Genomic DNA, 24,941 nt, shown 5'->3' on the forward strand with positions numbered 1-24,941 from the left:
TGTGTGGAGGGAACGCGGGGAAGTGAAACATCTCAGTACCCGTAGGAAGAGAAAACAAGTGTGATTCCGTGAGTAGTGGTGAGCGAAAGCGGAGGAGGCTAAACCGTGCGCATGTCAAGCTGTCAGGTGTTGTGTGTGCGGTGTTGTGGGGTCCATTGGCCAGGGGCTGACACTCCTGGGGATGCGCGTGGTGGCTAGCGGAACCGTTTGGGATGGCGGACCGGAGTGGGTGAGAGTCCCGTACGCGAAAGCTGCGACGTTGTGTCTGGATGGTGTCCCCGAGTAGCAGCGAGCTCGTGGAATTTGCTGTGAATCTGCCGGGACCACCCGGTAAGCCTAAATACTTCCTGGTGACCGATAGCGGACGAGTACCGTGAGGGAAAGATGAAAAGTACCCCGGGAGGGGAGTGAAAGAGTACCTGAAACCGTGTGCCTACAAGCCGTCAGAGCCTTCGGGTGATGGCGTGCCTTTTGAAGAATGAGCCTGCGAGTCAGTGCTGCGTGGCGAGGTTAACCCGTGTGGGGTAGTCGTAGCGAAAGCGAGTCTGAATAGGGCGATGGAGTCGCGTGGTCTGGACCCGAAGCGGAGTGATCTACCCATGGCCAGGGTGAAGCGCCGGTAAGACGGTGTGGAGGCCCGAACCCACCAGGGTTGAAAACCTGGGGGATGAGCTGTGGGTAGGGGTGAAAGGCCAATCAAACTCCGTGATAGCTGGTTCTCCCCGAAATGCATTTAGGTGCAGCGTCGCATGTTTCACGCCTGGGGTAGAGCTACTGGGTGGTCGAGGGGCCTTACCGGGTTACCGACATCAACCAAACTCCGAATACGGGTGTGTGAGAGTGCGGCAGTGAGACGGTGGGGGATAAGCTTCATCGTCGAGAGGGAAACAGCCCAGAGCGCCAGCTAAGGCCCCTAAGTGTGTGCTGAGTGGAAAAGGATGTGGGATTGCCGAGACAACCAGGAGGTTGGCTTAGAAGCAGCCATCCTTGAAAGAGTGCGTAATAGCTCACTGGTCAAGTGGTCCTGCGCCGACAATGTAGCGGGGCTAAGCACACCGCCGAAGCTGTGTCACTCACACTTGTGATCCGCCGCTGTCCTTCGGGGTGGTGGTGTAGTCGTGTGGGTGGGTAGGGGAGCGTCCTGCATCCGGTGAAGCCACGGTGGAAACCAGTGGTGGAGGGTGTGGGAGTGAGAATGCAGGCATGAGTAGCGAAAGCAGAGTGAGAATCTCTGCCGCCGGATGACCAAGGGTTCCTGGGCCAGGCTGTTCCGCCCAGGGTAAGTCGGGACCTAAGGCGAGGCCGACAGGCGTAGTCGATGGACAACGGGTTGATATTCCCGTACCCGCGTGTGTGCGTCCCTGGTGAGGCAGGTGAGACTAACCACCCGAAGCTGCGTGTCCCTTTCGGGGGGTGCGTGGTGGAGCGTGGGACCTGATCTTGTAGTAGCCAAGTGATGGGGTGACGCAGGAAGGTAGCCCCGCCAGTGAGTGGTAGTACTGGTGTAAGCGTGTAGGGAGCGGTGTAGGCAAATCCGCGCCGTGTTTTCCTGAGACGTGATGCGTAGCCGAGTGAGGCGAAGTAGGGTGATCCTATGCTGCCGAGAAAAGCCTCTAGCGAGTGCACATGTGGCCCGTACCCCAAACCAACACAGGTGGTCAGGTAGAGAATACTAAGGCGAGCGGGTGAACTGTGGTTAAGGAACTCGGCAAAATGCCCCCGTAACTTCGGGAGAAGGGGGGCCAGAGCACCTGAAGCCCTGTGCGGGCTAGGGTGAGTTGGCCGCAGAGACCAGCGGAAAGCGACTGTTTACTAAAAACACAGGTCCGTGCGAAGAAGCAATTCGATGTATACGGACTGACGCCTGCCCGGTGCTGGAACGTTAAGAGGACCGGTTAGCCCTTTCGGGGGCGAAGCTGAGAATTTAAGCGCCAGTAAACGGCGGTGGTAACTATAACCATCCTAAGGTAGCGAAATTCCTTGTCGGGTAAGTTCCGACCTGCACGAATGGCGTAACGACTTTCCGGCTGTCTCAACCACAGGCCCGGCGAAATTGCATTACGAGTAAAGATGCTCGTTACGCGCGGCAGGACGGAAAGACCCCGGGACCTTTACTACAGTTTGGTATTGGTTTTCGGTTCGGCTTGTGTAGGATAGGTGGGAGACTGTGAAGCTGGCACGCTAGTGTTGGTGGAGTCGTTGTTGAAATACCACTCTGGTCGAATGGGGAATCTGAACCTCGGGCCATGATCTGGTTCAGGGACAGTGCCTGATGGGTAGTTTAACTGGGGCGGTTGCCTCCTAAAGGGTAACGGAGGCGCCCAAAGGTTCCCTCAGCCTGGTTGGCAATCAGGTGTTTGAGTGTAAGTGCACAAGGGAGCTTGACTGTGAGACTGACGGGTCGAGCAGGGACGAAAGTCGGGACTAGTGATCCGGCACCTCCTGGTGGAAGGGGTGTCGCTCAACGGATAAAAGGTACCCCGGGGATAACAGGCTGATCTTGCCCAAGAGTCCATATCGACGGCATGGTTTGGCACCTCGATGTCGGCTCGTCGCATCCTGGGGCCGGAGTAGGTCCCAAGGGTTGGGCTGTTCGCCCATTAAAGCGGCACGCGAGCTGGGTTTAGAACGTCGTGAGACAGTTCGGTCCCTATCCGCCGCGCGCGTAGGAGACTTGAGGAAGGCTGTCCCTAGTACGAGAGGACCGGGACGGACGAACCTCTGGTATGTCAGTTGTCCCGCCAGGGGCACGGCTGGTTGGCTACGTTCGGAAGGGATAACCGCTGAAGGCATCTAAGCGGGAAGCCTGTTCCAAGATGAGGTCTCCCACCCCGTTGTGGGTTAAGGCCCCCGTGAGATGAGCGGGTTGATAGGCCAGAGATGGAAGCGCAGTAATGTGTGGAGTTGACTGGTACTAATAGGCCGAGGGCTTGCCCACAAAGGTGTTACGCATCCGCTCTACGGTTCTGAAACACCACACTTGTGTGTGTTTCGGAGAGTTTCGGTGGTTATAGCGGTGGGGAAACGCCCGGTCCCATTCCGAACCCGGAAGCTAAGCCCACCAGCGCCGATGGTACTGCACTCGAAGGGGTGTGGGAGAGTAGGACACCGCCGAACATACTTCAGCCGGAGCCCCGGTCGAGGAGAAATCCTCCTGGGGCTCCGGTTTTTTTATGCCCGAACCAGGCCGGTATCGGGTCAGGGCCGGCGGCGGGTGATCGTTCCCTGCCGCAGTGGCGAGGAGAACACCAGGGAGGTCGTGGTCTCCCCGTAGCGCTGGGCGCGTTCCACGAACTGCTCGAGCTCGCCGGTGGAGGAGCACACCACCCGCAGGATCCAGCACTCGTCGCCGGTGACATGGTCCGCGCTGACCACCTCGGGAAGCGGGATAATCGTCGCGCGGAACCGCGGACCGTCCAGACTGCGCACCCGGACCCGGACGATCGCCTCGATCGGCAGGCCGAGCTTGCCCCGGTCGATCTGGGCGGAGTATCCGGTGATGACGCCCCGTTCCTCCAGCCTGCGCACCCGCTCGGTCACCGCGGGCGCGGACAGGGAAACCCGCTTGCCCAGCTCGGTGAACGTCATCCGGCCGTTCGCCTGCAACAGCTCCAGGAGCTTCCAGTCCACGTCGTCGAGGTCCACCTGCGGGCTCCCACATCGCGTCGTGCCGTGACATTCCAGGCTAGCGCGTCGAAACACCTGGATTGGCCCATGTTCGCCGAGATCGTGCCGATCCATGATCACTCCATGGCTTCCACAACTTCCATGGCTTCCGCGCCCCGGCACTCCCGAGTACTGACCCATCCGGCCGCGGCACCGGCCACCGCCGCCGCGTTCTTCGCCGCCGAACTCGCTTTCGAGACCGATCCGGACGACCTGGCCCGCGACCTCGCGGACGGCAACCAGCGCGGTTACCTGGTGGTGGAGACCCGGTCGCCGGAGGCTTTCGCGGCGGCCAGGATCCCCGGTGCGATCAACCTGCCCTACCGCGAGCTGACCGCGGAGAACACTGCCCATCTTGACCGGAACACGGTCTACGTCTGCTACTGCGAAAGCTCCCAGTGCAACGCCGCCACCAAGGGGGCGTTGCGGCTGGCCGAGCTGGGTTTCCTGGTGAAGCGCCTGTCCGGCGGTATCACCGCCTGGCGGGCGGGTGGCTATCCGCTGGACGGCGACCCCGCGAAGGTCACCGCCTCCTGCGCCTGCTGACCCGCTGGGCAGCGGCGGCATGGTCGCGCCGGCGGACCGTGCGGAGGGTCGTACCCTGGCGGGTGTGAGCACCCCACGACTGCTGATCATTCAGCCGGACCAGGACGACCCACCCGGCCCGCTGGGCGACTGGTTCTCCAGGGCCGGAGCCGAGCTGGACGTGCGCAGGCCGCCGGTGGACGAGCTGCCGGAGGGTCTGGAGGCATACCACGGCGTGGTGTGCCTCGGCGGCGAGATGGGCGCGGAGGACGACGCCGAGCATCCCTGGCTCGCCGAGATCCGCAGGCTGCTCGCCTTCGCCAGCGGCAACGGGCTGCCGACCCTCGGCATCTGCCTCGGCTCGCAGCTGCTGGCCGTCGCCTGCGGCGGCATCGTCGGCCGGGGCAAGAGCGGGCCTGAGGTCGGCCCGGCGCTGGTCTCCAAACGGGATGTGGCCTGGACCGACCCGTTGTTCGCCGAGCTCCCGCTGATGCAGGACGTGCTGCAGTTCCACCGGGACGTCATCGAACAACTGCCGCCCTCGGCCGAGCTGCTCGCCTCCGCCCCGCTGTACCCGAACCAGGCCTACCGCATCGGCCGCTGCACCTACGGGATGCAGTTCCACATCGAGACCACGCCCGAGGTGGTCCGGCGCTGGCTGGCCGGGACCCCGGACGCGGCCGAGTACGCTCCGGCGGACGCGTTCGAGACCGAGCGGCTGGAGCGGCTGCACGCCGACCTCGCCGACACCTGGGCCCCCTTCGCCCGGCGGTTCGTCCAGCTGGCCGAGGGAACGCTGGAGCCTGCCGGGCACCGGCACCCGCTGCCACTGGCCTGAACCGGACCCGGCTGCCCGGATCCGCGCGGCCCGAGAACCCATAGTGAGTGCGATGGCAGACCGAGCACGGCAGACCGCGTCCACCGCGCGTTTCGGCTTCACCGATGACCGGGCGGCCGAGGAGCTGCGGGCCGCGGGCTGGTGGGACGCGGCCGGGCCGGTCGCCGGTACCGAGCCACTGCTCACCGCCCTTTCCCGCACGCCGGACCCGGATCTCGCCCTGCGCGGCCTGGAACGCCTGCGGGAAGCCGATCCGGATGCCTGGCCGGAGCTGGACGAGGCCTTGCGCGGTAACGCCCGCCTGCGCGGCCAGCTGCTGGCCGTGCTCGGCTCGTCAAGCGCGCTGGCCGACTTCCTGGTCAGCGAGCCGGACCAGTGGCGAAGGCTCGCCGGGCCGGGCCCCACGCCGCCCACCGGGTACGTCGCCGTGCTGCTGGCGGCCGTGCGGGCCGAGGAGGGCACGCTCACCCAGGCCGAAGCCCAGCAGGCGCTGCGAGTGGCCTACCGCGGCCTGCTGACCGAGATCGCCGCCGCCGACCTCGGGCACCTGGTCGAGGATGAGCTCCCCGAGCTGCCGTACGCCGAGGTCACCGGCAGGCTCACCGCGCTCGCCGAGGCCGCGCTCGCCGCCGGGCTCGCCGTCGCCGAGCAGGAGGTCGGCAGCGCGGGGGACGCCGCGCTCGCGGTGATCGCGATGGGCAAGTGCGGCGGGCGGGAGCTGAACTATGTCAGCGATGTGGACGTCATCTTCGTCGGCGACGGCGACCAGCGGGTCGCCACCCGGCTGGCGAGCACCATGCTGCGCGTGGTCGGCAAGTCCTGTTTCGAGGTGGATGCCGCGCTACGGCCCGAGGGCAAGGCAGGCGCGCTGGTGCGCACCCTGGAAGGGCACGAGACGTACTACAAGAAATGGGCTCGTACCTGGGAGTTCCAGGCGCTGCTCAAGGCCCGCCCAGTGGCCGGGGACCACGCCCTTGGCGGGCGGTATGTCGAGCTGGTGGCGCCGATGGTCTGGGCGGCGGCCGAGCGGGAGAACTTCGTGGCCGACGTGCAGCGGATGCGGCGCAGGGTGGAGCGCCATGTGCCGGCCGAGATCGTCGACCGTGAACTGAAGCTTGGCCGGGGCGGGCTGCGCGATGTGGAGTTCGCCGTGCAACTGCTGCAACTGGTGCACGGGCGCGCCGACCCGGAGCTGCGTTCGCCGTCCACCATGGAGGCGCTGGACGCCCTCGGCACCGGTGGTTACGTCGGCCGCGCCGACGCCGCCGAGCTCGAGGAGTCCTACGAGTTCCTGCGCACGGTCGAACATCGGCTACAGCTGCGCAGGCTGCGCCGCACCCACCTGTTCCCTGACGACTCCGAGACCGGCGAGCTGCGCAGGCTGGCCAGGGCCTGCGGGGTGCGCTCGGCGCGTGGCAAGCCTGCGGGCGAGGTGCTGCTCGCCGAGTTCCGCAGGCACGCCCAGCGTATCCGGAAGCTGCACGAGAAGCTGTTCTACCGTCCGCTGCTGGAGTCGGTGGCGAAGGTGCCGACCGAGGCGTTGCGGCTGACCACCAAGCAGGCCGCCAGCAGGCTGTCCGCGCTAGGCTACGCCGCCCCGGACGGTGCGCTGCAGCACATCGGTGCCCTCACCGCCGGGGTCTCCAGGCGAGCCGCGATTCAGCAGGCTCTGCTGCCGGTTCTGCTCGACCTGCTGGCCGACACCCCGGACCCGGATGGCGGGCTGCTGGCGTACCGGAGGGTGTCCGAGGCACTGGCCGAGACCCCCTGGTACCTGCGGGTGCTGCGGGACACCTCCGCCGTGGTGGAACGGCTGGCCGTGCTGCTTGGCACCTCCCGCCTGGTCCCGGACCTGCTGGTGCGCGCGCCCGAGGTGCTGCAACTGCTCGGCGACCCGGAGAAGCTCGCGCACCGCTCCACCGACGACGTCGCCCGTTCGCTGCGGGCTGCGGCCCGCAGGCAGCCAGGGCTCGGCGCGGCCGTGCGCACCGCGCGTTCCCTGCGCAGGCACGAGATGCTGCGGGTGGCCTGCGCCGACCTGCTCGGCCTGCTCGAGGTCCCGGATGTGTGCGCCGCGCTGTCCTCGGTGTGGAGTGCGGTGCTGCAAAGCGCACTCGCCGCCGCGATCCGCAAGCGCGTGGCCGAGGTCGGCGCCGAGCCCGCGCGGATCGCCGTGATCGGGATGGGCAGGCTGGGCGGCGCCGAGCTCAGCTACACCTCGGACGCCGACGTGCTGTTCGTCTGCGAGCCGCTCGGCGAGGTGACCGACGCGGAGGCGGTGCGGTTCGCCTCCTCGGTCGCCGAGACGGTGCGGCAGGCGCTGGGCGCGCCGAGCCAGGACCCGGCCCTGCAGGTGGATGCCGACCTGCGGCCGGAAGGGCGTAACGGGCCGCTGGTGCGCACCCTGGACTCCTACGGTGCCTACTACACCCGCTGGGCCGAGGTGTGGGAGGCGCAGGCGCTGCTGCGGGCCCGGTTCGTGGCGGGGGACGCGGGGCTCGGGGAGCGGTTCACCGAGCTGATCGACCCCATCCGCTACCCGGCGGGCGGGCTGGACGCCGCGCAGGTACGCGAGGTGCGCCGGATCAAGGCACGGGTGGACACCGAGCGCATGCCCAAGGGCGCCGACCGGACCACCCACACCAAGCTGGGCCGGGGCGGGCTGGCCGATGTGGAGTGGACCGCCCAGCTGTGGCAGCTGCGGCACGCACACGAGGTTCCCGAGCTGCGCACCACCTCCACCCCCGAGGCGCTGCGCGCCCTGGAACGGGCCGGGCTCGCCGAGGCGGCGGATACGGACTCGCTGATCGAGGCCTGGACGCTCGCGACGAAGGCACGGAACGCGGCGATGCTGGTCCGCGGTAAGGCCGTGGACCAGCTGCCCTCCTCTGGGCGGGAACTCACCGCGGTGGCGAGTGTCTTCGGTTACTCGGTGGAGGACGACCCCGGCGAGTTCGTCGACTACTACCGCCGCACCACCCGCCGGGCACATGCCGTGGTCGAACGGCTCTTCTTCGAGGGCTGAGGCCAGGGCTCAGCGCAGCCGGACCACCACGGTTCCGGTCAGCCGATCGTGCCAACCACGCGCGTCCACATTGCGCACCGCGGCCGGGATGATCAGGAAGGTGAGCGCGGCGCGCACCAGCGCGCGCCACAGGCCGACGAAGGTGGCCCCGTCCAGCCTGCCGACCCGGATACCGCAGACCGCCATGCCAGGGGTGAACCCGAACAGGGCCACCGGGGTGCAGGTCAGCACCGCCCACATCCCGACGGCGAGCAGGTTGAAGTCCTGCATGACGGCCGGGTCGTCCAGTACGGGCCGCCGGAACAGGGCGGTGATCAGCGAGGCGAGGACCAGGTCGAGCAGCAGCGCGAGCAGGCGACGGCCGCCGCCCGCGGCGGAGCCCACCCCGTCCTCGGGCAGGCCGAGGTGCTCGCCCGGCCAGCGCGGCGGCTCGGTGTCGCTCGCCTGGCGGGCGCCGGCCGGTGCGGAGAGCCACTCTCCGGTCCATCTCGCCACCCATCCAGGGTATGCCGCTGGCGTTCGGGCTGTCCGCCCTGGTCGACTATCCGGTATCCGCCTATCCGTTAACACCGGCGAAACACTCGGGTGACGGTCGGGCAACACCGCGCTCTTAGCGTGAACCAAAGAGACTAACGCGCGATCCGGCATCGAGGTTGGCCGGCTACTCGCCGACCAACTCGCCGAGCTGAAGGAGTTACCGAGGGTGTCCACTACTCCAGACGATATCCAGCGTCTCATCGCGGATGAGGACGTGCAATTCGTCGACGTCAGGTTCTGTGACCTTCCGGGCGTCATGCAGCACTTCACCGTCCCTGCGAAGGCCTTCGACAACGACGCCTTCGACGAGGGGCTGGCCTTCGACGGTTCGTCGGTGCGGGGCTTCCAGTCCATCCACGAATCGGACATGCTGCTGCTGCCGGACGCCGAGACCGCGCGGATCGACCCGTTCCGCAAGCAGAAGACACTGTCGCTGAACTTCTTCGTGCACGACCCGTTCACCCGCGAGCCCTACAGCAGGGACCCGCGCAACATCGCGCGCAAGGCCGAGCAGTACATCACCGAGTCCGGTATCGCCGACACGGCGTTCTTCGGGCCGGAGGCGGAGTTCTACATCTTCGACTCGGTGCGGTTCGACTCCGCGGAGAACGGCTCCTTCCACGAGATCGACTCGGTCGAGGGCTGGTGGAACACCGGCACCGACGAGGAGGGCGGCAACCGCGGCTACAAGACCAAGTACAAGGGCGGCTACTTCCCGGTGCCTCCGGTTGACCACTTCGCCGACCTGCGTGACGAGATCGTGCAGAAGCTGACCGGCTCCGGCTTCAGCATCGAGCGGGCGCACCACGAGGTGGGCACCGCTGGCCAGGCGGAGATCAACTACAAGTTCAACACCCTGCTGCACGCCGCGGACGACCTGCAGCTGTTCAAGTACATCGTGAAGAACACGGCGTGGGAGGCAGGCAAGACGGCCACGTTCATGCCCAAGCCGCTGTTCGGAGACAACGGCTCCGGGATGCACTGCCACCAGTCGCTGTGGAAGGACGGTGCGCCGCTGTTCCACGACGAGTCCGGCTACGCGGGGCTGTCCGACACCGCGCGGCACTACATCGGCGGTCTGCTCAAGCACGCCCCGAGCCTGCTCGCCTTCACCAACCCGACGGTGAACTCCTACCACCGGCTCGTGCCCGGGTTCGAGGCTCCGGTCAGCCTGGTGTACTCGCAGCGCAACCGCTCGGCCTGCGTGCGGATCCCGATCACCGGCAACAACCCGAAGGCCAAGCGCGCCGAGTTCCGCTGCCCGGACTCCTCGGGTAACCCGTACCTCGCCTTCGCCGCGATGACCATGGCCGGCCTGGACGGCATCAAGAACAAGATCGAGCCGCCGGACCCGATCGACAAGGACCTCTACGAGCTGCCGCCGGAGGAGGCCAAGGACGTCAAGCTGGTGCCGGGCGACCTCGGCTCCGTGCTGGACAGCCTGGAGGCCGACCACGAGTTCCTGCTCGAGGGCGGGGTGTTCACGCCCGACGTGATCGAGACCTGGATCGCCTTCAAGCGGGAGAACGAGATCGACCCGCTGCGGCTGCGCCCGCACCCCTACGAGTTCGCGCTCTACTACGACGTGTGATCCGATATCGGTCCTGACCTGGCAGTTAACGGCCGGTTCCGCCACTCGCGCGGGACCGGCCGTTCCTTTGCGATGCGTGGCAATTACCCGGTCGGATGACCCCCACCGACCATATGCGGCACGTTCGGAGAAAAACACCGCCGCGAATTGATCTTACTATCCTTGCAGCGCCTTGATGAGGAGCGGCACATGGATGGACGACTACCCGCGCAAGAGGCTTGGTCCGGCGAAGAACCCGCGGACGCCGATGTGTCCCTGGGATCCTTTGCGAAACGAACTGCCCATCTGGGACACGATCGCCCGCTGCGCGCGCCTTCGCCGCTCTCCTCGGTGACAGTGGACGTCGCCATCCCGGTCTTCAACGAGGAGCGGGCGTTACCTGGTTGCGTCGCGGTGCTGCACGACTTTCTCACCCGATGGTTGCCGTTCGAATGGGTCATCACCATTGTGGACAACGCCAGCATCGACGGCACGCGCCTGGTCGCGAAGAGGCTTGCCAGACAGTGGTCCGGGGTCCGCGTCATTTGCCTGGAGCAACAGGGCAAGGGGAACGCGGTGCGGGCCGCATGGTCGGACAGCCAGGCGGCGGTGGTCGCCTATATGGATGTCGACCTGTCCACCGGCTTGGACGCGCTGGTTCCGTTGGTGTCCTCCCTGGCCGCAGGCCATTCGGATATCGCCATCGGCTCGCGGCTGGCCCCGGGGGCGCGCACGGTTCGTGGCGCCAAGCGCGAGCTGATCTCCCGCGGCTACAACGCGCTCCTCCGGCTGACCCACGGAGCCCGGTTCCGGGACGCGCAATGTGGGTTCAAGGCTGCCCGCGCCGAGGTGATCCGGCCGCTGCTGCACCGGGTCGAGGACGACACCTGGTTCTTCGACACTGAACTGCTCCTGCTGGCCGAGCACAACGGCCTGCGTGTGTTCGAGGTTCCGGTGGACTGGGTGGAGGACGTGGACAGCAGGGTCCACGTCACCGGCACGGCCGCGACGAATGTGCGCGGCCTGGTCCGGGTCGCGCGGGCCAGGCTGTCCGGGGCCGCGGATGTCGCCGGACTGCCGCCGCGGCCCGAGCTCAGGCCGACCCATCCTGACGGCGTCCCGGCGGCTCGGGACACCTCGCGCCTGCGCCACCTGATGTTGTTCTGTGTGGTCGGACTCGTGGCCACGGTGCTGACGCTGACCCTGTACACCGTCTTCCGAACCTGGTGGCCGCCGCTGGTCGCGAACCTGCTCGCGGTGACCCTGAGCACCCTGTTCAACACGGAGGCCAACCGGCGGCTCACCTTCCGCGACCGGTCCCGGCCCCTGGCGCTGGTGCACGCGCAGGCCTTCGTGGTGTTCGGCCTGTACTGCGGGTTCACCTCCGGCGCGCTGCTCGTGTTGCATGCCGTGGCCGACCGCCCACCCAGGTGGGCCGAACTCGTCGTGCTGCTTGCCGCGTCCGCTGTCGGTACCCTCGGGCGATTTGTCCTGCTGACCACCTGGGTCTTCCCGGCCCGGCCACGCCTCATCGCCCAGCAACGCAAGGAACGTTGACATGACTGCGACCGCTGCCCCCGCACGCCCCGTAACGCCACCGAACCGTCCCTCGGTCCGCATGGTGGTCGCCGCGGTCGCGGTCGCGGCGGCCGTCACGGCCGTCGTCGTCGCCGGCCTGGCGCTGCGCGACCGGATCTGGATGCTCGAGATCGACTTCAAGGTCTACAACGTGGCCGGCCTGGCTGTGCTGAACGGCATGTCGCCTTACGAGGCCGCGACCATCGACGGCTTCCTGTTCATCTACCCGCCATTCACCGCGCTGACATTCGTGCCGCTGGGGTTGATGAGCGTCGATGTCGGGTTCGCCGTCTGGACATTCATCACGGTGCTCGCTCTCGAGGCCGCGGTCTGGATCGCCTTCGGGCTGGTGGCCGTGGAGTCACCAGCCCGGCGGGCGAAGTTCGTCCTCCTGGCCACGGTGGCCGCACTACCCACGGCTCCGCTGGTGATGCACCTCAGCGTGGGTCAGATCAACGTGCTGCTCATGCTCCTCCTGCTCGCCGATCTCGCCCGCCGGCCCGGACGCTTCCAGGGCGTCGCCATCGGGCTCGCGGCCGGGCTCAAGCTGCTCCCGCTTCTCTTCGTCGCCTACTTCCTGATCACCCGCCGGATTCGCGCCGCGATGGTGTCCTTGGCGACCTTCGCGGCCACGGTGGTCGTCGGCTTTCTCGTGATGCCGGGCCCGTCCGCCGCATGGTGGTTCGACCTGATGCTGGACACCGGGCGGATGACGCCAGAGGGCGCGGCACCATTCAACCAATCGATGCGCGGCGTGTTAGGACAGTTGCCCGGGTTGCTGCACACCACGTGGTTCTGGCTGACGCTCGCGATCCCGGTCGGCGTGGCCGGGCTGGTGATCTCGGCATGGGCCAGCCGGCGGGGTATGGAAGCGGCCGGCGTCTTTGCCTGCGCGGTGACCGGGCTGTTGGTCTCTCCGGTCTCCTGGCCGGATCATTGGGTATGGGCGGTTCCTGGTCTCGCGCTCTGGCTGTGGTGGGCCCGGCATCGACGGAGCACGGCGAACGTGTGGGGGGTGGCGCTGGTGTGGCTGGTGCTGGCCGCCTGCGGCACGCTGATATTCCTGATCGTGGTCAACGTGCCGGTGCTGTCCGCCGCAAGCACCCTGGTGCCCGGCAGCCTGACGACGTTGGTGGCGCTCAGCGGCATGACGTTGCTGATCGGCCTCGGCTATCTCGGCACGCTTGCCGCCATACTGTGGCGTAAGGAACGTCAGTCCCCGGCTGCGAGCGTGCCGTCCTGAGCCCGGGCCTCGGGCGGCCCTCCGGCGCGAAGCTACGCCGCGGACCCGCCCAGGAGCGCCAGGTCCATGCCCGCCTGCTCGCACACGCCCCGAGGGTCGGCGACCAGTTTCCGCCGTTCCAGGTCCATCAGCCCGAGCGTGCAGCTGATTTCCGCGGAGAGGGTGCCGTCGGCCTTGTAGATGTCGGAGTTCATCACGAAGGTCTTGCCGGACCCGAACTTGGTCTCGCAGGTCACGTCGATCACGTCACCCGCGCGCAGTTCCTTGCGGAAGCTGATGTGCGATTCCAGCAGCACCGCGGCCACGCCCCGGTCCCGCAGACCCCCGTTGAGCCCGCCCGCCTTCTCGATCAGCTCGAGCCTGGCGACCTCGGCATAGGAGTGGTACACGGCGTGGTTCACATGGCCCAGGGTGTCCAGCTCGTAGTGCCGCACCTTCAGCTGCACCCGGAAAGGTTCGCGCTCGGTCACGACCTCACTGTAAGCGCCCGCCCCGACAATACGGCGCGAACGTGATCGATCAGCTAGCGGCGGCGGATGGTCCGCTGCATGTTGCGCATCTTGGCGCCCTGCGGCATCGGGCCCTTCGGCGTGGCGGCGCCGCGGTTGCCCAGCGCGGCCAGCTTGGCCTCCAGCGCGTCCACCTGCTTCGGCTTCAGGTTGCGGGGCAGCTTCATCAGGTGGCTCTGCAGCTTGCGCAGCGGGACCTGGCCCTCCTCGTGCCCGATCTGCACGTCGTAGATCGGCGTCTCGCCGACCAGCCGGGACACCCGCTTCTTCTCCTGCGCGAGCAGCCCCTTCACCCGGTGCGGGGCGCCCTCGGCGACCAGGACCACGCCGGGGCCGCCGAGCACCCGGTGCACCGCGTCCAGCTGGGTGGTGGCGGCCACCGTCTGCGTCACCCGCCAGCGGCCGCGCAGGTTGTCCAGGGCCCAGGCGGCCGCCCCCGGCTGGCCGTCGGCCTTGGCGTACACGGTCTTCTGCACCCGGCGACCGAAGATGATCACGGCGGCGAGCAGGCCGAGCATGATGCCGATCGGCAGCAGTGCCCACTGGATGCCGAGCAGGTAGCCGATGCCGAACACGACGCCGGTCACCACCAGGACCGCACCCACCATCCAGGGGATGAGGGCCTTGTCCTCCTTGCGCTGCATCTTGAACGCCTGGAAGATCTGCCCGCGCTTGGCCTTCTTCTCCGCGCGCTTGGCCTGCTTGGCCGCCTTGGCAGCTTCCTTGTCCTGCTTACCCGCCATGTGTCCCAGGATACGGCCGGGTGGGCAGGCGTGGGTGCGTCGGCCCCCTCTGCGAGGATGCGGGCCGTGGGTAGCGCGCCATCCTCGAAGCCGGGCTCTGGTCTGCTGGACGGGCTCGATCCCGAGCAGCGGGCGGCCGCGTGTGCCCCGCGCGGGCCGGTCTGCGTGCTCGCAGGCGCCGGTACCGGCAAGACCAGGACGATCACCCACCGGATAGCCCACCTCGTCCGCTCCGGCCATGTGGCCGCCGGGCAGGTGCTCGCGGTCACCTTCACCGCGAGGGCGGCGGGAGAGATGCGGACCCGGCTGCGTGCGCTGGGGGTGGAGGGCGCACAGGCGAGGACCTTCCACGCGGCGGCCATGCGCCAGCTGCGCTACTTCTGGCCCCGGGTGGTCGGCGACCAGCAGTGGGACCTGCTCGACGGCAAGCTGCGGATGGTGGGCCAGGCGGCCAACCGGGTCGGCGCGAGCACCGAGGCCGAGGTGCTGCGCGATCTCGCCAGCGAGATCGAGTGGGCCAAGGCCTCGCTGGTCGGCCCGGACGACTACGCGGCGGTGGCGCTGCGTGCGCAACGGGACATCCCGGAGCCCGCGGCCAAGGTCGCCGAGGTCTACCGCGCCTACGAGGAGCTGAAGAACGGCGCCCGGCTGCTCGACTTCGACGATCTGCTGCTGCACACCACCGCTGCCCTGGAGGAACACAGCGCGGTGGCCGAGGAGTTCCGCGACCGCTACCGCTGCTTCGTGGTGGACGAGTACCAGGACGTCACCCCGCTGCAGCAGCGGCTGCTGGACGCCTGGCTGGGCGGCAGGGACGACCTGACCGTGGTGGGGGACGCGAACCAGACGATCTACTCCTTCGGCGGCGCCTCGCCCCGGCAGCTGCTGGAGTTCACCAGACGCTTCCCGGAGGCCACCGTGGTGCGGCTGGAACGGGACTACCGGTCCACTCCGCAGGTGGTCGAGCTGGCGAACACGGTGATCGGCGCGGCGCGGGACCGGCCGGCGGGGTCCAGGCTCCGGCTGACCGGGCAGCGCCCGGACGGCCCGCCGCCGCGGTTCGCCGAGTACGAGGACGAGCCCGCCGAGGCCGCGGCCACCGCGCAGCGGATCCGGGAACTGCTCGACGACGGCGTACCGGCCAGCGAGATCGCCATCCTGTACCGGGTCAACGCCCAGTCGGAGGCCTACGAGCAGGCGTTGTCCGATCTGGACATCCCGTACCTGGTCCGGGGCGGGGAACGGTTCTTCGACCGGCGTGAGGTGCGCCAGGCGATGGCCGCGCTGCGCACCGCCGCCGCAAGAGACGGGGACCGCCGCGGCGATCTCGCCACCCTCGTGCGAGCCCTGCTGCACCCGGTCGGGCTGACCGAGCAGCCACCCTCGGGCGGGGCGGCCAAGGAACGCTGGGACGCGCTGCTGGCGCTGGTCGAGCTCGCCGAGGAGCTGGAGAACACCGTCGAGGCCCCCGAGCTGGCGCGGTACGTCGCCGAGCTGGAGCAGCGGGCCGCCGCGCAGCACCCACCTACCGTCGAGGGGGTCACCCTCGCCTCGCTGCACGCAGCCAAGGGCCTGGAGTGGGACGCGGTATTCCTGGTCGGCCTGGCCGAGGGCACCCTGCCGATCCAGCACGCGGACGGCGACAGTGGCGCCATCGAGGAGGAACGCAGGCTGTTCTACGTGGGGATCACCCGCGCCAGGCAGTGGCTGGAGCTGTCCTGGGCGCTGGCCCGCGGCTCCGGTGGGCGCAGGCAGCGCAGGCGCAGCCGGTTCCTCTACGGGCTGCTGCCGGAACACCACCCCGCCGCGCGAGCCGGGCGCGGGCAGCCCAAGCCCGCCGCAAGGCAGACCAGCTGCCGGGTGTGCGGGTGCACGCTGACCGCGACCATGGAGGTCAAGCTCGGCCGGTGCACCGGCTGCCCCTCGGATGTGGACGAGGACCTGCTGGCCCGGCTCAAGGCCTGGCGCGTGGAGCGGGCGCGGGACCTGAAGGTGCCCCCGTTCGTCGTGTTCACCGACGCCACCCTGGTGGCGATCGCCGAGCAGCGCCCGGCCGACGACGGCGCGCTGGTGTCCATCTCCGGGATCGGGGCCAGCAAACTCGAGCGGTTCGGTGCCGAGGTGCTCGCCGTGGTGCACGGCTCCGGCCGCGGGTAGCCGTCCCCGGTTCGTCCGGCAAAGCCCCTGATCAGAGCCTGTCTTCGGCGGATCGTGGAGATTTCTGGAAAATCAGTTGCACCGGTGTGCCCAGGAGCAATAGCCTGCAGGTACTGGGTGGAGCGCCCACGTTTGTCCGGCCGGTGGGGACGCGGCCGACGGCGTCGGCTGAGCTGAGAGAGGAGGTGTCAGGAATGAAGAGCTACGACTACTGCAGCTTCCCTGGCGCCTCCCTGCGCCGTGCCGCCATGCCGGCCGTGCTCGCGGGCCAGGGGATCAATGTGTCCTGGGCCGGCCCGGTCATCCAGCAGATCATGCCCGTCGCTCGCGCGCGTGCCGAGTTCGGCCTGCTCGCTGAGGCCGAGCACGCCGCCATCCGTCCGGTGACCTTTGACCTGCTGACCGACAAGCCGGTCAGTGTTCCGTCGTCTGAACATGAGCGAAGTCCCTGACAGCTCCGTCAGGAGAACAGGCTCACGAAGGCCGCGGAACCGTTACCGGATCCGCGGCCTTCGTGCTGTTCGGGCCAGGTTTTGGCCCGGGCCGCCGCAGTAACACCAAACCGCCACAACACACAAGGAGAACGGATGTCATCGGCCCTCGCCTTCGCAGCAGGGAAGGCGTTACCCGACGAACTCGTCGACCCTGGCGTCGGCGACCTGCTCGATGCGGTCGCCGCGCCGGACCGGGAACTGCCCTGCCGTGCGGGCGACGCGGACCTGTGGTTCGCCGAAGCCCCCGCGGACCTCGAGCGGGCCAAGCGACTGTGCGCCGACTGCCCGGTGCGGGATGCCTGCCTGGCAGGTGCGCTGGCCCGCCGCGAGCCGTGGGGCGTCTGGGGCGGGGAGATCTTCGAGCGCGGTGCCGTCGTGGCGCGCAAGCGTCCGCGGGGCCGTCCGCGCAAGAACCCCGTCGCCGAGCAGGACACAGCAAACGGACAACGGAGCGCCGCAGCATGAACCAGATCATCGTGACGCCCCGGCGCCCGATTCGCACCGACCGTAATCAGCCGTTCGGCACGCCGACAGCCGCGCCGAACATGTTCAAGGAGATTCCGCAGATGTTGCTGTACGAAGAGCTGGCAAGAGCTCGAATACGGGATGTCGAAGCGGCCGTCCGCGGCCACCGGGTACCGCCTTCGCGGCGGTTCGCAGGCCGGTGGTTCCGGGCGGCCCGCGGGAGGGCCAGATCCCGCCGTTCCTGAGACTGTTCCTGACTGGCGCTGATGCGGAGTGGGCGGTATCTCGCGCCCACTCCGCATCATCCTTTCGTGGCGCCGTCCAGGGACCTGCCCGCCAGGCGAGCCCTCGCCGCGCCCGGGCAACCGCTCCGCCCTGCCTCTGGGCCCTCCCCCCTCCCGCCCCCTCCGTTGTGGAAAACCGATCGGCGTGGCCCGGCGCTCGATGCTTAGATGCCGTTCGTGTCAGCACATACTCATGACGACCTGGACTGGGCGGCGGAGCTGCCCCGGATGCGTCGGTTGGACGCACTCGAGAAAGACAGCCTGCGCGCGGTGGCCGACCGGCTGGTCGTGGACCTGCCGCCCGGCGGCACGGTGGTGGACGTCGGCTCCGGCTCGGGAGGCATGAGTGCCGCCCTCGCCGGTGCGCTCGCCGCGGGCCAGGGCGGGCGCATCATCCTGCTGGACGCCGTGGACGAACTCCTCGAGGCCGCCGGCAACGCCGCGGCAGAAGCAGGACCGGGCATCTCGATCGACACCGTCGTCGCCGATGCCGGCACGGCCCCGATACGCGAGCTGGTGCCGGCCGCCGACCTGATCTGGGCCTCGGCCGTCGTGCATCATCTCCCCGATCAGCAGGCCGCCATCGACCGGCTGGCAGCGGCCCTGCGCTCCGGTGGCCACCTCGCCCTCGCCGAGGGCGGCCTCGACCAGCGACTGCTGCCCTGGGACCTGGGCGTGGGCAAGCCGGGACTGGAAGGCAGGCTGCATGCCGCGCGGGAAGCGTGGTTCCTCGAACTCCGGACCTCGATGCCGGACGCCGTCCGGATGCCGTACGGCTGGTCCACCGCGCTCAGCAACGCCGGGCTGGTCGAGGTCACCTCCTTCACCTACCTGGTGGACCATCCGGCACCCGCCACGGGCCCGGTACTGGACTACGCGCTCGAACGGCTCGCCTGGCTCGCCGAGATCACCGACGACCGGCTCGAGCAGGAGGACCGCGACGCGCTGCGCCTGCTACTCGATCCCCAGGCACCGGAGTACCTGGGCGCCCGGACCGATGTCTTCCTGAAGTACGCCCGGACCGTGCACTACGGTCGGCTGCCATGACCGGCGGGAACGAACCGGGCCGATGAGCGGCGAGGTGACGCCGAGCGAGCATCGTAGGTCCGGCCCGCGGGCCGGGGAGCGCAGCGAGAAGGAAACCGGGCCGATGAGCGGCGAGGTGACGCCGAGCGAGCATCGTAGGTCCGGCCCGCGGGCCGGGGAGCGCAGCGAGAAGGAACCGAGCCAATGAGCACGAGCGGTGCCAGGGACGAGGACGCGCCCGCGGCCTGCTTTCGCTGCGGGGCACGGCGCGACCCGGCGGATCCCGGCCAGCGGCTGGCCTGGGTTGCCGACTTCGACCAGGGCACCAAGCGCTGGCTGTGCCCGTCCTGCGCCCGGCAGCACGTTCGCGATATCGAAGGGAAGCTGCCCGGCGAGTACTGGTGAGCGGGCGCCGGCCGGGCCGGGGGCGCGCTCGATGGTCACCCTGACTGCTGCGGGTTGACACAGGGGGCGTCATGCCGCTACCGCCCGCACCGACTGCACGGCAGGCCGGGGCCTGCGTGCCGCGTTGCGGAAAGCGCGGACCAGCTGCTTGCGCACTTCCCCTGGCTCGGCATGCAGCTGGTCGGCCGTAGTGCGTACCAGCACCACCCCGGCCGCGGTCAGCGCGAGATGATGCAGCCGGCCGGTGCCGTCCCGCGGCGGGCCGAGTTGCCAGGCCATCCCCACCTCGTCCCACCACGCGTCGGCCGTGCCGATCGGCCTGCCGCGCAGATCACAGACGGTCACGCCCCAGGAAGGCGCGGGCATCGGCAGCTCGGCCACCAGCCGCCTGGCCGGCGCGTACCGCGCCGCCTCCCGCATCGGCCCGAGCTCGCGCAGGGCGAGCCGGACCGCGGCGGTACCGCGCTGACTACCCCGGTCCAGCTCCGCGTGCAACTGCTCAGCCGAGCACAGGCCCTGGCGCAGCGGCAACGCCAGCAGCTTGCCCAGCCGCTCCGGATCACCCTCCCTGCGCGCCGCGTCCAGCACCGCCCGCTCCGGCGGGGCGAACGGCAGACCGTCGATCCATACCGGGTCGGGCGGCCGCGCGGTGCGTTCCAGCAGGAACCACTCCGGTGCCGACCTCCGCCGGTATCTCGGCACCAGGACATGCACCAGGCGCGGTGGAGGCAGCTCCACCCCGTGCGCGTCGAGTGCATCGCACCCGGTCAGCACGGCGTCCGCGCCGAACTGGCCGATCGCGGCGCGCAGCAACTGCAGGCGGGTCGGAGAACCGGTGCCGAGCAGGACCACCGAGGAGGTCAGCCGCCGCCACTGGCCGCCGGGACGGCAGCGGGTGGCGATGACCCGGTCGGATATCCCGGCCGCGTGTAGCTGTGCTTTGGTGACCACCCCGTCGGTGGCCCCGGTACGTGGCGCGGTCATCGCCGCGCGGATTGCGTGGGTCATGCCTCGAGCCTGCAGGGCGGGGTGTGCCCGGCGCAGGAAAATCCTGCGGCTGTGGACAACTCGGGGCGTCAACGGGCGATAACCGACCTTCGCCGCCGACCTGTGGACAACTCGGGAGGTCCGCGGCGGACCTCCCGACGGCTTACGCGGGCTCCGCGAGGAAGCCAGGTTGCCAGCGCTCCACGATGGCGCGCAGCTCCAGCTCCGCGTCCAGCTGGCAGAGGATGCCCACCGCACCGGCGGTGACCCGGTGGATCAGCAACCAGCTCGGCGGCAGGTTCAACGAGCGCCCGGTGCGGAAGTCCTGGCCGCGGGTGTCGCCCATCCGGCCTGCCTGCTGCTGCGCCCACTGCCTGCTGAAGTGGAACCGCTCCTGGGTCAGCGGTGCCACCAGCGGAGCGAGATAGGCGTAGACATCCTCGGCGTCCAGCTCGGTGCCCGGCCGCACGAACCCCTCCGCGCGCAGGGCGTCCAGCAGCTCCGCCGAGCGGCCCTCCAGCGCGAGCCGCATGATCACCCCGAAGGTCGGCGGGGCGCCCTCCGGCAGCCGGGCCACCGCGCCGAAGTCGATCACACACAGCCTGCCGTCCGGTAGCAGCATGAAGTTGCCCGGATGCGGATCGGAGTGCAGCAGGTGCGCCCGCGCGGGGGAGGAGTAGTGGAACTCGGCCAGCAGCCTGCCCGCCTCGTTACGCTGCTGCCTGGACCCGTCCTGGATGATCCGGGCGAACGGGGTGCCGGTCACCCACTCGGTCACCACGACCTTCGGCGCGCTGGCCACCACCCTGGGCACCAGCATCTGCTCATCCCCGGCGAACGCCTTGGCGAAGGCACGCTGATTGTCCGCCTCCACCCGGTAGTCCAGCTCCTCGTCCATCCGGGCTGCCAGCTCGGCCAGCAGCGGCTTCACCTCGGTACCCGGCACCAGCGTCTGGAACAGCCTGGCGAAACGCTGCAACTGCCGCAGGTCACTGCGCAGCGCCTCGTCCGCGCCCGGGTACTGCACCTTGACCGCGACCTCGCGGCCGTCATGCCACACCGCGCGGTGCACCTGGCCGATGCTGGCCGCCGCGGCCGGCTCGTCCTCGAACTCGGCGAACCGCTCGGACCACCGGCGCCCCAGCTGCTCGGCCAGCACCCGATGGGTCTGCCGCGCGGGCATCGGCGGGGCGGCGGACTGCAGCTTGGTCAGCGCCTCCCGGTACGGAGCGGCCATCTCCTCCGGCACCGCAGCCTCGAAGACGCTCAGCGCCTGCCCGAACTTCATCGCGCCGCCCTTGAGCGTGCCGAGCACCTCGAACAGCTGCTCGGCCGCGCGGGCCGACATGGCGGCGTTGACCTCCTTGGCGTCCTGCCCGCTCAGCCGCCTGCCCCAGCCGCCGACCGCCCGCCCCGCCATGCCCAACGGCAGGCTGGCGAGTCTCGCCGTGCGCGCCGCGGCTCGGCGCGGGATCCCGGTGGCACGGTCTTCGGTCGAGTCGCGGAAGTCGGTCACGCCTGCGATTCTGCCTTGCCGATCAGGCCTTGCGCAGCCGTTCGCGGACGTAAGACGGACTACCGCACCGGCGGTATCACCCGCGGTGGTTTCGCCCCGCACCAGCAATCCGGGTGCGGCAGCCAGCAGCGGTGGGCGACCGTGCCCGCATCGGCGTCGATCTCCAGCGTCGCGTTCCACACCGGAGGAGGCTCATCGGTGTGACGTAACGCACGCAGCACCTGGGTGCAGGCCAGCGCCGCGGTGGCGTGCACCGTGCTCAGCTCCGCGGGCTGGGTACGACCCGCGAGCTGGCTTGCCACCCGGGGCCAGGACGGATCCCGCGCCGTGCGGTGCAGATCGGCGCAGCGCAGACAGCTGCTGCGGCCGGGATACACCAGCGGCCCGATGATCCCGGTGCCCTCCCGGACCCGCACCGGCAGATGCGGAAGGCCGTCCGCGACCAGTTCCCGGACCACCTCGGGCGCGGGTACCACGGCATCGGTCAGCAGCACCAGATCCGGCTGCCGCGGGCGGGTCAACCGGGTCGTCTGGGTCCGCACGTTGGCCCTGCGCACCGCCTGCAGGATGACCCGCCTGCGGGGCAACCCGATATCGGCCTCGGCGTAGCCGGAGCCCAGCTCGTCCCCGCCGACGATGCCGCCTGCCCGCACGTCCAGATGGCCGACACCGGCCGCGGCCAGCAGCGTGGCCAGCGACACCGCCAGCCTGCCGCCACCGTGCAGCGCCAGGGCACAGTGCTCCGGCGAAGGTCCCTGGCCCGCCGCCATGGCGTCCTCGAGCAGGCCGCGCTCGGCCAGCCCGGTCAGCAACGCCCGCAGGTGCTCGGCATCCTCGTCCGGGGCCAGGTCCAGCAGGGTGCGCGTGCTGGCCGAGCCGTCCAGCCCGCGGAGTATCTCGATCACCGGCTGCGGCAGCCCGGATGCGACCACGGCATGCCGCGGATCGAGCCCGATCTGCACCTCGCCCGCGCCGCGCTCCAGCACCTCGAGCCCGGGCCGCAACCGCGGCCGCGCCGGCAATGTCCGATCGAATGTCACGTCGGGTAACTGTTCGGTCATGCCTCTCAGCGTGCGACCGGACCGCTAACCGCTCGCTAAGAACACCCCGCTTTATCCACAGCGCCAAGGGTTCTGTGGACAACTGAAGGATGTGGCGGAGAAACCATCCGCGTTGTCGGTCGCTGCCCTTACGGTGGACGGGTGGCCGAAGCACGGGTGCCCTCGCTGAGGAACCGGGGCAAGAAGAACTCGCAGCCGCGAACTCCGCAGCCAGAGATCCCACAACAGAAAATCGAGGTGCGGCGCAGTGCACGCCGGCACCGCACCGTGACCGCCTACCGGGATGGGGACACGCTCGTCGTGCTCATCCCGGCGAAGATGACCAGGAAGGAGGAGGAGCACTGGGTCGCCGAGATGCAACGCAAGTTGCAGCGCACCGAGACCAAGCGAGCCTCGCCCGCTCGCGCGTCCGACGAGGCACTGCTGCTGCGCTGCGCCGAGCTGTCCGCGCGGTACCTCGACAACACCGTGACTCCCGCCAGCGTTCGCTGGGTCCGCCCGATGCGGACCCGCTGGGCCTCCTGCACGCCGGTCGACCGGACGATCCGGGTGAGCGAGCGACTACGCGACGTACCGTCGTGGGTCCTCGACTACGTGCTCGTGCACGAGCTCGCCCACCTGCGGGTCGCCGGACACGACGCCGAGTTCTGGCGCCTGGTCCGGAAGTACCCGCGTACCGAACGGGCGATCGGATACCTCGAAGGCCTCTCGGCAGCCGCAGGCTGGGGCCTGACCGACACGGATGACTGACCCTGCCGGAACGCCCTGAACGGACACCGCCGAGACGTTCGACGTCCCGGTCGGCACGTTCAGGGCAGCCCCGCCGGGCTGGTCAGTCCTTGCCTTGCTGGTCCTCCTCGCCCGGGTGCTCCCGGTCCTCCTCCTGGGCATCAGCCTGCTCGGCCTGCTCGGCGCGCTGGGTCCGTTCCAGCTCCGCGATCGGATCCAGGTCGTCAAGGCCGTCCCCGCCGCGGCCTGCCCGCTCGGCGAACTCGGCCGGATCGTCAAGGTCATCGGCGTTGGGCAGCAGATCGGGATGCGACCACAGCCGGTCCCGCTGCTCGACCCCGTGCTGATCGCCGACCTGCTGCCACAGCGAGGCCGCCGCCCGCATCCGCCGCGGGCGCAGCTCCAAGCCCACCAGGGTGGCGAAGGTCTGCTCCGCGGGACCGCCGGTGGCCCGCCTGCGGCGCAGGGTCTCGCGCAGCGCCTCCGCGCCCGGCAACCGGGTGCCAACGGCCTCCGCGACGACCACGTCGACCCAGCCCTCGACCAGCGCGAGCAGGGTCTCCAGGCGGGCCAGCGCCGCCTGCTGCTCCGGGGTGGTCTGCGGTTCCAGCAGGCCGGAGGACATCGCGTTCTCGATACTGGCCGGATTGCTCGGGTCGACCTGGCTGGCCAGCTGCTCCAGTGCCGTGGTGTCCACCGTGATCCCGCTGGCGAACTCCTCCACCGTGGCCAGCAGCCGTTGCCGCAGCCACGGCACATGCGCGAACAGGCGCTGGTGCGCGGCCTCCCTGGCCGCGATGAACACCAGTACCTCGCTGCTGGGGCGCTCGAGGCCCTCGGTGAACTTCTCGATGTTCGCGGGAAGCAGAGCCGAGGTCGCGTCCGGTCCGAGCGGCAGGCCGACCTCGGTGGAGGTCAGCACGTCGGTGGCCAGCTCGGCCAGCGCGTTACCCAGCTGGGAGCCGAAGGCCATCCCGCCCATCTGCCCCACCATGGACAGCAACGGGCCCGCGGCCTGCTTGGCCTCATCGGGCAGCGCCTGCACCCAGGCGCCGGACATCTGCTTCGCGACCGGATCGCACAGCCGCTGCCAGGTGGGCAGGGTCTGCTCCACCCAGTCCCGTGCGGACCAGGCGACGGTGGTCCGTGCGCCCGCGGGCAGGATCGTCACCGCGTCCAGCCACAGCTCCGCCAGATGCGCCGCGTCGTGCACCGCGGACTCACCGGACTGCTTGCCGGAGGTGAAGCCGATCGTGCCGCCGCCGGACTCGCCGATCCGCTGCATCGCGATCTGCTTCGCCAGGTCGTAGTTCACCGGCCCGGTCGAGCTGCCCGCCTGGCTGAGCATCTGGCCGAGCTGGCTGAGCATCTGGCCGAGCTGGTTGAACGCGTCGGCACCCGCGCCGGGCTGCTGCTGACCGCCGCCGGAGTCCGAGGGCTCGTTCTCACCGCGCTTGTCGGGATCCGGCAGTCCGAAGCCGAACGGGGGATTGCTCATAACATCACCGTACGCGGATAGCTCGAGGGTGCGATGGATCAGCCGGGTGGCGACCGCCGAGCCTGCACCGCCAACCGACTACCAC

Annotated in this window: 22 protein-coding genes and 2 rRNA genes (1 of these 24 cut by a window edge); 16 read left to right on the plus strand and 8 right to left on the minus strand. The window is 69.2% G+C overall.

Annotated features, from left to right (window positions below):
- Together KOI47_RS05300 and rrf are read left to right on the plus strand one after the other, a co-directional pair.
- Nucleotides 1-2,938: ribosomal RNA gene (locus KOI47_RS05300) — 23S ribosomal RNA — on the plus strand; it begins 172 nt to the left of the window's first position.
- 62 nt (nt 2,939-3,000) lie between these two features.
- A 5S ribosomal RNA gene (gene rrf / locus KOI47_RS05305) occupies nt 3,001-3,117 on the plus strand.
- 81 nt (nt 3,118-3,198) lie between these two features.
- On the opposite strand, the gene KOI47_RS05310 is transcribed toward rrf, so the two are convergent.
- Complete coding sequence (locus KOI47_RS05310) at nt 3,199-3,645, minus strand: Lrp/AsnC family transcriptional regulator (RefSeq protein WP_216214463.1); 447 nt, start codon at nt 3,643-3,645, stop codon at nt 3,199-3,201.
- 105 nt (nt 3,646-3,750) lie between these two features.
- On the opposite strand from KOI47_RS05310, the gene KOI47_RS05315 reads away from it, so the two are divergent.
- From KOI47_RS05315 to KOI47_RS05325, 3 genes are all read left to right on the plus strand, one after another.
- On the plus strand, nt 3,751-4,212 hold the full coding sequence (locus tag KOI47_RS05315) for a rhodanese-like domain-containing protein (protein ID WP_232376551.1): 462 nt from the start codon (nt 3,751-3,753) through the stop codon (nt 4,210-4,212).
- 64 nt (nt 4,213-4,276) lie between these two features.
- Nucleotides 4,277-5,029, plus strand: coding sequence for a type 1 glutamine amidotransferase (locus KOI47_RS05320; RefSeq protein WP_232376552.1), 753 nt, complete (start codon nt 4,277-4,279; stop codon nt 5,027-5,029).
- A 52-nt stretch (nt 5,030-5,081) separates the two neighbouring features.
- Nucleotides 5,082-8,054: a bifunctional [glutamine synthetase] adenylyltransferase/[glutamine synthetase]-adenylyl-L-tyrosine phosphorylase gene (locus KOI47_RS05325; RefSeq protein WP_216214466.1), complete on the plus strand. Its 2,973-nt coding sequence runs from the start codon at nt 5,082-5,084 to the stop codon at nt 8,052-8,054.
- Nucleotides 8,055-8,063: 9 nt separating this feature from the next.
- On the opposite strand, the gene KOI47_RS05330 is transcribed toward KOI47_RS05325, so the two are convergent.
- Nucleotides 8,064-8,549, minus strand: coding sequence for an RDD family protein (locus tag KOI47_RS05330; protein WP_216214468.1), 486 nt, complete (start codon nt 8,547-8,549; stop codon nt 8,064-8,066).
- Between the two features lie 208 nt (nt 8,550-8,757).
- Here KOI47_RS05330 and glnA point away from each other — a divergent pair, with 208 nt between their 5' ends.
- The 3 genes from glnA to KOI47_RS05345 all read left to right on the plus strand — a co-directional run bounded on the left by glnA (nt 8,758) and on the right by KOI47_RS05345 (nt 12,982).
- Complete coding sequence (glnA, locus tag KOI47_RS05335; protein WP_216214470.1) at nt 8,758-10,182, plus strand: type I glutamate--ammonia ligase; 1,425 nt, start codon at nt 8,758-8,760, stop codon at nt 10,180-10,182.
- A gap of 330 nt (nt 10,183-10,512) precedes the next feature.
- Nucleotides 10,513-11,718, plus strand: a complete 1,206-nt coding sequence (locus KOI47_RS05340) for a bifunctional glycosyltransferase family 2/GtrA family protein (RefSeq protein WP_332461443.1) — start codon at nt 10,513-10,515, stop codon at nt 11,716-11,718.
- 1 nt (nt 11,719) lies between these two features.
- Nucleotides 11,720-12,982, plus strand: a complete 1,263-nt coding sequence (locus tag KOI47_RS05345) for a glycosyltransferase 87 family protein (RefSeq protein ID WP_216214475.1) — start codon at nt 11,720-11,722, stop codon at nt 12,980-12,982.
- A 32-nt stretch (nt 12,983-13,014) separates the two neighbouring features.
- On the opposite strand, the gene KOI47_RS05350 is transcribed toward KOI47_RS05345, so the two are convergent.
- Both KOI47_RS05350 and KOI47_RS05355 read right to left on the minus strand, forming a co-directional pair.
- Nucleotides 13,015-13,452 (minus strand): acyl-CoA thioesterase, encoded by a 438-nt coding sequence (locus tag KOI47_RS05350; RefSeq protein ID WP_216214477.1) that lies wholly within the window; start codon nt 13,450-13,452, stop codon nt 13,015-13,017.
- A gap of 53 nt (nt 13,453-13,505) precedes the next feature.
- Complete coding sequence (locus tag KOI47_RS05355) at nt 13,506-14,234, minus strand: DUF4191 domain-containing protein (protein ID WP_216214478.1); 729 nt, start codon at nt 14,232-14,234, stop codon at nt 13,506-13,508.
- A gap of 57 nt (nt 14,235-14,291) precedes the next feature.
- Here KOI47_RS05355 and KOI47_RS05360 point away from each other — a divergent pair, with 57 nt between their 5' ends.
- The 7 genes from KOI47_RS05360 (at nt 14,292) to KOI47_RS05390 (ending at nt 19,065) form a co-directional block, all read left to right on the plus strand.
- Complete coding sequence (locus KOI47_RS05360; protein ID WP_216214480.1) at nt 14,292-16,391, plus strand: ATP-dependent DNA helicase UvrD2; 2,100 nt, start codon at nt 14,292-14,294, stop codon at nt 16,389-16,391.
- Nucleotides 16,392-16,585: 194 nt separating this feature from the next.
- Nucleotides 16,586-16,843: a hypothetical protein gene (locus KOI47_RS05365; protein WP_216214482.1), complete on the plus strand. Its 258-nt coding sequence runs from the start codon at nt 16,586-16,588 to the stop codon at nt 16,841-16,843.
- 135 nt (nt 16,844-16,978) lie between these two features.
- Nucleotides 16,979-17,350, plus strand: a complete 372-nt coding sequence (locus KOI47_RS05370) for a WhiB family transcriptional regulator (protein WP_216214484.1) — start codon at nt 16,979-16,981, stop codon at nt 17,348-17,350.
- Nucleotides 17,347-17,595, plus strand: coding sequence for a hypothetical protein (locus tag KOI47_RS05375; protein WP_216214485.1), 249 nt, complete (start codon nt 17,347-17,349; stop codon nt 17,593-17,595). The genes KOI47_RS05370 and KOI47_RS05375 overlap by 4 nt, the downstream gene beginning before the upstream one ends.
- 207 nt (nt 17,596-17,802) lie before the next feature.
- Nucleotides 17,803-18,681 carry a class I SAM-dependent methyltransferase gene (locus KOI47_RS05380; protein ID WP_332461444.1) on the plus strand — a complete coding sequence of 293 codons (879 nt, stop codon included), beginning with the start codon at nt 17,803-17,805 and terminating at the stop codon, nt 18,679-18,681.
- A 22-nt stretch (nt 18,682-18,703) separates the two neighbouring features.
- Complete coding sequence (locus tag KOI47_RS05385) at nt 18,704-18,868, plus strand: hypothetical protein (RefSeq protein WP_216214487.1); 165 nt, start codon at nt 18,704-18,706, stop codon at nt 18,866-18,868.
- Nucleotides 18,865-19,065 (plus strand): hypothetical protein, encoded by a 201-nt coding sequence (locus tag KOI47_RS05390; RefSeq protein ID WP_216214489.1) that lies wholly within the window; start codon nt 18,865-18,867, stop codon nt 19,063-19,065. Before KOI47_RS05385 ends, KOI47_RS05390 begins: the two co-directional genes overlap by 4 nt.
- A 69-nt stretch (nt 19,066-19,134) precedes the next feature.
- On the opposite strand, the gene KOI47_RS05395 is transcribed toward KOI47_RS05390, so the two are convergent.
- The 3 genes from KOI47_RS05395 to KOI47_RS05405 form a co-directional block, all read right to left on the minus strand.
- Nucleotides 19,135-20,073, minus strand: coding sequence for a hypothetical protein (locus KOI47_RS05395; RefSeq protein ID WP_232376553.1), 939 nt, complete (start codon nt 20,071-20,073; stop codon nt 19,135-19,137).
- A gap of 142 nt (nt 20,074-20,215) precedes the next feature.
- A complete protein-coding gene (locus tag KOI47_RS05400) occupies nt 20,216-21,568 on the minus strand; it encodes an ABC1 kinase family protein (protein WP_216214491.1) in 1,353 nt (450 codons plus the stop codon).
- Between the two features lie 59 nt (nt 21,569-21,627).
- Nucleotides 21,628-22,629, minus strand: a complete 1,002-nt coding sequence (locus KOI47_RS05405) for a TOMM precursor leader peptide-binding protein (RefSeq protein ID WP_216214493.1) — start codon at nt 22,627-22,629, stop codon at nt 21,628-21,630.
- A gap of 231 nt (nt 22,630-22,860) precedes the next feature.
- Between KOI47_RS05405 and KOI47_RS05410 the strand changes: the two genes are divergently transcribed.
- On the plus strand, nt 22,861-23,379 hold the full coding sequence (locus KOI47_RS05410) for a M48 metallopeptidase family protein (protein WP_216217109.1): 519 nt from the start codon (nt 22,861-22,863) through the stop codon (nt 23,377-23,379).
- A gap of 82 nt (nt 23,380-23,461) precedes the next feature.
- On the opposite strand, the gene KOI47_RS05415 is transcribed toward KOI47_RS05410, so the two are convergent.
- Nucleotides 23,462-24,856, minus strand: coding sequence for a zinc-dependent metalloprotease (locus tag KOI47_RS05415; RefSeq protein WP_216214495.1), 1,395 nt, complete (start codon nt 24,854-24,856; stop codon nt 23,462-23,464).
- Between the last annotated feature and the right edge of the window lie 85 nt (nt 24,857-24,941).

The organism is Amycolatopsis aidingensis (genome assembly GCF_018885265.1).
Lineage (GTDB): Bacteria > Actinomycetota > Actinomycetes > Mycobacteriales > Pseudonocardiaceae > Amycolatopsis > Amycolatopsis aidingensis.